Raw genomic sequence first — 6000 nt, forward strand, 5'->3', positions numbered from 1 at the left:
ATTGGCTCTGCGCGGATGAATGTTCGCGCATAACTGTCTCGTCATGTCTTGAAGCGTATTTTTGACGATGAGACGGTGATCGGCATGCCTCATAATTTTCGTGAAAGGGCTTCCCATGACTGAGGGAACCGTGAAGTGGTTTAATGGCGTTAAGGGTTTCGGCTTCATCGCTCCGGATGCAGGCGGCACCGATGCGTTCGTCCACATCAGCGCTGTGGAGCGCGCCGGACTGAGCGATCTGCACGAAGGCCAGAAGGTCACCTTCGATCTGGTCGCAGATCGCAAGAGCGGCAAGATGTCGGCTGACAACCTCAAGCTCGTCGACTGATCGACCGGCCGTCGCATCGGTCTCCGATATCGTCGGCCGTTCGTTTCTGTGCGCCGGTCCCATGGACCGGCCGCTTCAGATATAAATACGTAGATATTACAGATACGTAGATATCCGCCCGTAAATGGCGACCCGCAGACCGCCACAGGTGCCGTGCCCTCAAGGGAACACCATGACACGCGGATGAGAGTTACAGGACGATTGTGGTCCATGTATGCCGCCCGCCCGTGCCGGTGGCGTCTGGATCGAGGGCGCCCTGCCGGATGCACACGAGGCGCGCCGCCGCTGATCGCAGCCCGCATCCAAAGGACGTTCCGCCATGGCCCTCCAATTTCCCAACGCCAGCCGAATCTATGACGAGGCGCGGCAGTGCGTGACGTTCTGGGGGCACGATTCCATGTTTGAAATCGCGTTCCATCTCGACAACGACGTGCTCCAGCGCTTCACGCCGCATCCCCACAAGGACGAGGCCGCCTCGCTCCGGGTGTTTGATGGCAACCGCGCCCGCATTGAGCACGCTGCCAGCAGCGTCTATTCGCGCAAGCACAGCCGCCTGAACCGGCTCTCCACCTCTGATTTCTGATTTGGTCCTCGCGCATCGGCATGTGGCACGGGCGCGCGCCTAGGATCAGGCCGGCCTCGGTCGCCATCGTGATGTCGACGCAAACCTATGACGCTTCCATGCTGAGAAATGGTGCCGGTTGAGGGGATTGAACCCCCGACCTTCGGTTTACAAAACCGCTGCTCTACCGCTGAGCTAAACCGGCGGACGTCTGCTTCGATGGGCGCGAACTCGCCACCTGGACTGCCGACAGTGCATGTACCAGCGACGCACCTCGCGAACAAGATGGCGAGGCCCCCGCCGCTAGGCGGCATCCCTTCCCCTCATAAAACGCACCGGTCACTCGTTTCGCTCCGCGCGGGAGGGTCTCCAAACCCGAGGTGTCGCCATAGGCGCTCGGTGCTTTGAGACCGGACTGCACCAGGAAGAGCCGTGAAAACACAACGGCCCCGCCAGAGACGGGGCCGTTGCACCTTGGGTGGTGGACCAGATCGCTCGGCAGAGCGCCGCCGGGCGAGGCCTCTAGTGCCAGTCTTCCAGGTTGCGGTCCTTGGTCTCCGGCACGAACAGCAGGCCGATCACGAAGGTCGCGAGGGCGATGACGATCGGGTACCAGAGGCCGTAGTAGATGTCGCCGGTGGCCGCCACCATGGCGAAGGCCGTGGCCGGGAGCAGGCCGCCGAACCAGCCGTTGCCGATGTGATAGGGCAGCGACATGGAGGTGTAGCGGATGCGGGTGGGGAACAGTTCCACCAGCGCCGCCGCGATCGGCCCGTAGACCATGGTCACGAACAGCACCAGCACGAACAGCAGCCCGATCACCGCCGCCACCCGCGGCTGGAAGATATCGAACGGGTTCGACATCTTGATCACGTCCTTGTTGGTGGCCGCGCTGGGATAGCCCGCCGCCTGCAAAGCCGCCGTGGCGGTCTTGGTGAAGTCAGCACCGTACGGGACCACCGTATCGTTGATCTTCAACTGGGTGGCCGAGCCTGCCGCGCCGGTCTCGGTGGTGTATTTCACCGAAGACTTGGCGAGGAAGTCGCGGGCCACGTCGCAGGGGGCCGAGTAGACCCGTGTGCCCACCGGATTGAACAGGCTGCCGCATTCGCCGGGAGAGGCGACAACGGTCACCCGCACGTTCTTGATGGCCTGTTCGAGCGCCGGATTGGCGTAGGTGGTGATGGCGTTGAACAGGGGGAAGTAGCTGGCCGCCGCGATCAGGCAGCCGGCGAGGATGATCGGCTTGCGGCCGATCTTGTCCGACAGCCAGCCGAAGAACACGAAGAAGCCAGTGCCCAGAACTAGGGACCAGGCAATCAGCAGGTTCGCGGTATAGCCGTCCACCTTCAGGATCGATTGCAGGAAGAACAGGGCGTAGAACTGCCCCGTGTACCAGACCACGCCCTGGCCGGCGACAAGGCCGAACAGCGCCAGCAGCACGATCTTGAGGTTCGACCACTTGCCGAAGGCTTCCGAGAGCGGGGCCTTGGAGGTGGTGCCCTCTTCCTTCATGCGCTTGAAGGCCGGGGATTCGTTCAGCTGAAGCCGGATCCACACCGAGACGCCGAGCAGCGCGATGGAGACCAGGAACGGAATGCGCCAGCCCCATGCCGCGAAAGCGGGCTCGCCGACGACGCTGCGGGTGACCAGGATGACCATGAGCGAGAGAAACAGACCCAGAGTTGCCGTGGTCTGAATCCATGAGGTGTAGAAGCCGCGCCGGCCATGCGGAGCATGTTCGGCCACATAGGTGGCGGCGCCGCCATACTCACCGCCCAGGGCAAGACCTTGCAACAGGCGCAGGATGATCAGGATCACCGGCGCAGCGAAGCCGATGGTGGCCGCGTTGGGCAGGATGCCGACGATGAAGGTCGACAGGCCCATGATGAGGATGGTGACGAGGAAGGTGTATTTGCGACCGACGAGATCGCCGATGCGGCCGAACACCAGCGCGCCGAAGGGGCGAACCAGGAAGCCGGCGGCGAAGGCCAGCAAGGCGAAGATATCGCGGGTGGCCGGCGGATAGGCGCTGAAGAATTGCGCGCCGATGATCGCCGCCAAGGAACCGTAGAGATAGAAATCGTACCACTCGAACACCGTGCCGAGGGATGAGGCGAAGATGACCTTCTTCTCTTCCCGCGTCATCGGTGCATGTGCTGCTACCGGACCTGCAGTCGTGACAGACATGGATGCTCCTCCCACTTAAACCCCACGCTCCTCGACCCGCACGCGGACGAGGAGATGAAGGCGGAACGCACCGGAGGCTGACGCGACCTGATGGGATATGATCCGACGCCCACGCCGTAAAACGGTGCAGGTTGGGGCCTTTCCTCCAACGGTATCGTCTGTTCCGCGTCTTCCGCGCGGATAAGCCGAGCCGGGCGCACAGCGCGCCATGCCGTTAGGATGACCGAGGAACGGATAGGTTTCGATTGGTCAATGGTCTTAGGTGCAACTGCGAAATGACGGTCGCATGCACCGGAAACGGGCGTTGATCTTGTGCAGTACACACAGATCCATAGTTGGCGATCAGATGGCGCGCTTCAAAGCGCGCCGCGCCATGCCCAGAGACAGAGCCGCCGCATTGGACACGTTCAGGCTCTTGATCACGCCGGGCAGGTCGATTCGGGCCAGCTCGTCGCAGGTCTCGCGGGTGAGCTGCCGCAGGCCCTTGCCTTCCGCACCGAGCACCAAAGCCAAGGGCGCGCGCAGGGGCGTGTCTTCCAGATCCTTGCCGCCTTCGCTGTCGAGGCCGACCACGAGCATGCCGCGGTCCTTCAGCTCGGTGAGGGCGCGGGACAGGTTCGTCACGAGGCAGAACGGCACATGCTCCAGCCCGCCGGATGCGCTCTTGGCCAGCACGCCGGTGGCGGCCGGGCTGTGGCGGGCGGTGGTGACGATGGCCCCGACCGCGAACGCAGCCGCGGAACGCACGATGGCGCCCACATTATGCGGGTCGGTGATCTGGTCGAGCACCAGCACCAGGTCGTGTCCCGCCACCTTCTTCAGGGGCGGGGAGGGCAGGTGGTCCGCCTCCGCCAGCAGGCCCTGGTGGACGGCATCGGGGCCCAGAAGCTTGTCGATGTCCGACGGACGCACGATCTCGGGCGCCAGGGGCAGCTTGAAGCCTTCCTGCTCCAGACGATGCACGGCGTTCTCGGTGGCCACGATCTTGCGGAAGTGCCGCTGCGGATTGGCCAGAGCCTCGGAGACGGTGTGCCAGCCATACAGCAGGGCCACGTCGTCTTCGCCCTGCCAAGTGGCGGGGCCACCGCTGCGGCGCTTGGGCGGAAAAGGGCGCGCGCCGGGCTTGCCGCCGGTGGGGCGGCCGGCGGAGCGGAAGGGAGGGCGGCTGGGCCTGTCGGACATGGCAGAGGCTTTGTCAGACCCCGCGCGTTCGCGCAAGGGGCAAGCCGGCCGCTCCCGGTGCAACCTCTGCCTGCCCGGCTGCCAGCCGCTTGCGATGGGGCTGCCGAGGTCCGTTACGGACCGGCGGGGCTCATGCCCTTGGCTGCGAGGACCGGGATGGCCTCCGGACCGGCCAGCACGGCCAGGAACGCCGCTGCGGCCGGGGGCGGCGTCGGCCCTGGCGACAGGACACCGGCATAGACGGTGAAGTTCTGGATCTCGGATGGAAGCGGCCCCACCAGTTCCGCCCCCTTCACCGCGAGAATTTCGCTGATCTGGTGGATGGCGATGTCCGCCTCGCCCGAGACGACCCGCGTCGCCACCAGGCCACCGGGCACCAGGATGGCCTTGGCCTTTACCGCATCGGCGATGCCCATGGTCTCGAACAGCCGGGTCAGATAGATGCCGCTCGAGCCGCCCGCGGCGGGATCGATCATCGCCACCTTGCGGGCCGACAGCAGAGCGGCCTTGAACGCGGCGACCGACGAAATGTCCGGTTTGGCGGCGCCCGCCTTCACCGCAACGCCGATTCCCACCTTGGCCAGAGGGGCGACGGGACCGCTGGCAACGCGGCCGGTTTTCTGCAGATCGGCCAACGCGCCCGGGGTGAGAATCAGCACATCGAAGGTCTCACCCGCCTCCACCCGACGGGCGAGGGCGCCGGCGGTGTCGTTCTCCACCTTGACGGTGGTTCCGGTGGCCTGGGTCAAGCGGGCGGAGAGCTCCATCACCACCGGCTTGAATGCGCCGGAGGTGAGCACCTTGATTTCCGCAGCGCCGGCCGAGGAAGGGCCCAAGGTCCACGCGGCGGCGGCGAGCAGCAGCGCGGCGGCCGCGGCCCCGCGACCCTGCGGCGTCCTCAATCGCGTGAAGCTGGGCAGGGACCATGGGCAGAAATCGAACATGGGGCACCGTCGCAAGCAGGGAATGACACGCGAGCATAAGAAGATGCCGGGGTTTTGGCAGCTGCACACCGGATCACGGCCGCGTGTTCCGCTCGCCCGGGGCGCGCCGTCCACAAGGGCGTGCAGCGGATTTCTTTTCCGGGTTGACTTGTGGAAGTGTGACTCACATAAAGCCGGCCTTGAGGGATTTGAGCTTGCTCGTCCTTCGCCGCCAGCTTCGTTGGCGTTGAGTAATGCTTGGCGTTTCGCTTGATCGTTTCAAGCGAGCGAAAGGCGACGGGCCTGAATGTGGAGGGGTGCCCGAGTGGTTAAAGGGGACGGACTGTAAATCCGTTGGCTCTGCCTACGTTGGTTCAAATCCAACCCCCTCCACCACCCGTCGTCTGTGTTATCAAGCGAAAAGATCCTGGGATGCGCGGGTGTAGCTCAATGGTAGAGCAACAGCCTTCCAAGCTGATGACGAGGGTTCGATTCCCTTCACCCGCTCCAGTTCCAAAGGCGCCGCAACGCCACTGAACATTCGGGCGATCACCGCGCGCAGACTCTTGTCTTCGCGCGGGCTCTTGCGGACTGCCCCGAAACCACTTATCCCACGGCGGCTTTTTTCGCGGCCCGCCGGTCGCCCCGAAGGACTGAGAGAGAACGATGGCCAAAGCTAAGTTTGAACGTAACAAGCCGCACTGCAACATCGGGACGATCGGCCACGTCGACCACGGCAAGACGTCGTTGACGGCAGCGATCACCAAGGTTCTGGCGGAAGCCGGCGGCGCGACGTTCACCGCGTACGACCAGAT

General features: G+C 64.4%; 6 protein-coding genes and 3 tRNA genes. 5 read left to right on the forward strand and 4 right to left on the reverse strand.

The annotated features are described in order from the left end of the window. Positions 1 to 115 precede the first annotated feature (115 nt). Both AAG816_RS16975 and AAG816_RS16980 read left to right on the forward strand, forming a co-directional pair. Complete coding sequence (locus AAG816_RS16975) at positions 116 to 328, forward strand: cold-shock protein (protein ID WP_341990841.1); 213 nt, start codon at positions 116 to 118, stop codon at positions 326 to 328. A 319-nt stretch (positions 329 to 647) separates the two neighbouring features. Then, positions 648 to 911, forward strand: a complete 264-nt coding sequence (locus tag AAG816_RS16980; protein ID WP_341990842.1) for a DUF1488 domain-containing protein — start codon at positions 648 to 650, stop codon at positions 909 to 911. A gap of 109 nt (positions 912 to 1020) precedes the next feature. On the opposite strand, the gene AAG816_RS16985 is transcribed toward AAG816_RS16980, so the two are convergent. The 4 genes from AAG816_RS16985 to AAG816_RS17000 all read right to left on the reverse strand — a co-directional run bounded on the left by AAG816_RS16985 (position 1021) and on the right by AAG816_RS17000 (position 5206). Continuing rightward, positions 1021 to 1095, reverse strand: a tRNA-Thr gene (locus AAG816_RS16985). Positions 1096 to 1412: 317 nt separating this feature from the next. After that, positions 1413 to 3080, reverse strand: coding sequence for an MFS transporter (locus AAG816_RS16990; RefSeq protein WP_341990843.1), 1668 nt, complete (start codon positions 3078 to 3080; stop codon positions 1413 to 1415). 342 nt (positions 3081 to 3422) lie between these two features. Then, positions 3423 to 4262 carry an RNA methyltransferase gene (locus tag AAG816_RS16995; RefSeq protein ID WP_341990844.1) on the reverse strand — a complete coding sequence of 280 codons (840 nt, stop codon included), beginning with the start codon at positions 4260 to 4262 and terminating at the stop codon, positions 3423 to 3425. Between the two features lie 113 nt (positions 4263 to 4375). Further along, complete coding sequence (locus AAG816_RS17000) at positions 4376 to 5206, reverse strand: substrate-binding domain-containing protein (RefSeq protein WP_341990845.1); 831 nt, start codon at positions 5204 to 5206, stop codon at positions 4376 to 4378. 290 nt (positions 5207 to 5496) lie between these two features. Between AAG816_RS17000 and AAG816_RS17005 the strand changes: the two genes are divergently transcribed. From AAG816_RS17005 to AAG816_RS17015, 3 genes are all read left to right on the forward strand, one after another. Next, a tRNA-Tyr gene (locus tag AAG816_RS17005) sits at positions 5497 to 5581 on the forward strand. 40 nt (positions 5582 to 5621) lie between these two features. Further along, positions 5622 to 5695 (forward strand) — tRNA-Gly (locus AAG816_RS17010). A 156-nt stretch (positions 5696 to 5851) separates the two neighbouring features. Next, the coding region (locus tag AAG816_RS17015) for a GTP-binding protein (protein ID WP_341990852.1) at positions 5852 to 6000 on the forward strand (149 nt) is incomplete at its 3' end.

Source organism: Azorhizobium sp. AG788, from assembly GCF_943371865.1.
Classification (GTDB): Bacteria; Pseudomonadota; Alphaproteobacteria; order Rhizobiales; family Xanthobacteraceae; genus Azorhizobium.

Bases quoted from the DNA above. Each gene is read 5' to 3' on its own strand.
- AAG816_RS16975 (WP_341990841.1), top strand. From the start codon at position 116: ATGACTGAGGGAACCGTGAAGTGGTTTAATGGCGTTAAGGGTTTCGGC.
- AAG816_RS16980 (WP_341990842.1), top strand. From the start codon at position 648: ATGGCCCTCCAATTTCCCAACGCCAGCCGAATCTATGACGAGGCGCGG.
- AAG816_RS16990 (WP_341990843.1), bottom strand. From the start codon at position 3,080: ATGTCTGTCACGACTGCAGGTCCGGTAGCAGCACATGCACCGATGACG.
- AAG816_RS16995 (WP_341990844.1), bottom strand. From the start codon at position 4,262: ATGTCCGACAGGCCCAGCCGCCCTCCCTTCCGCTCCGCCGGCCGCCCC.
- AAG816_RS17000 (WP_341990845.1), bottom strand. From the start codon at position 5,206: ATGTTCGATTTCTGCCCATGGTCCCTGCCCAGCTTCACGCGATTGAGG.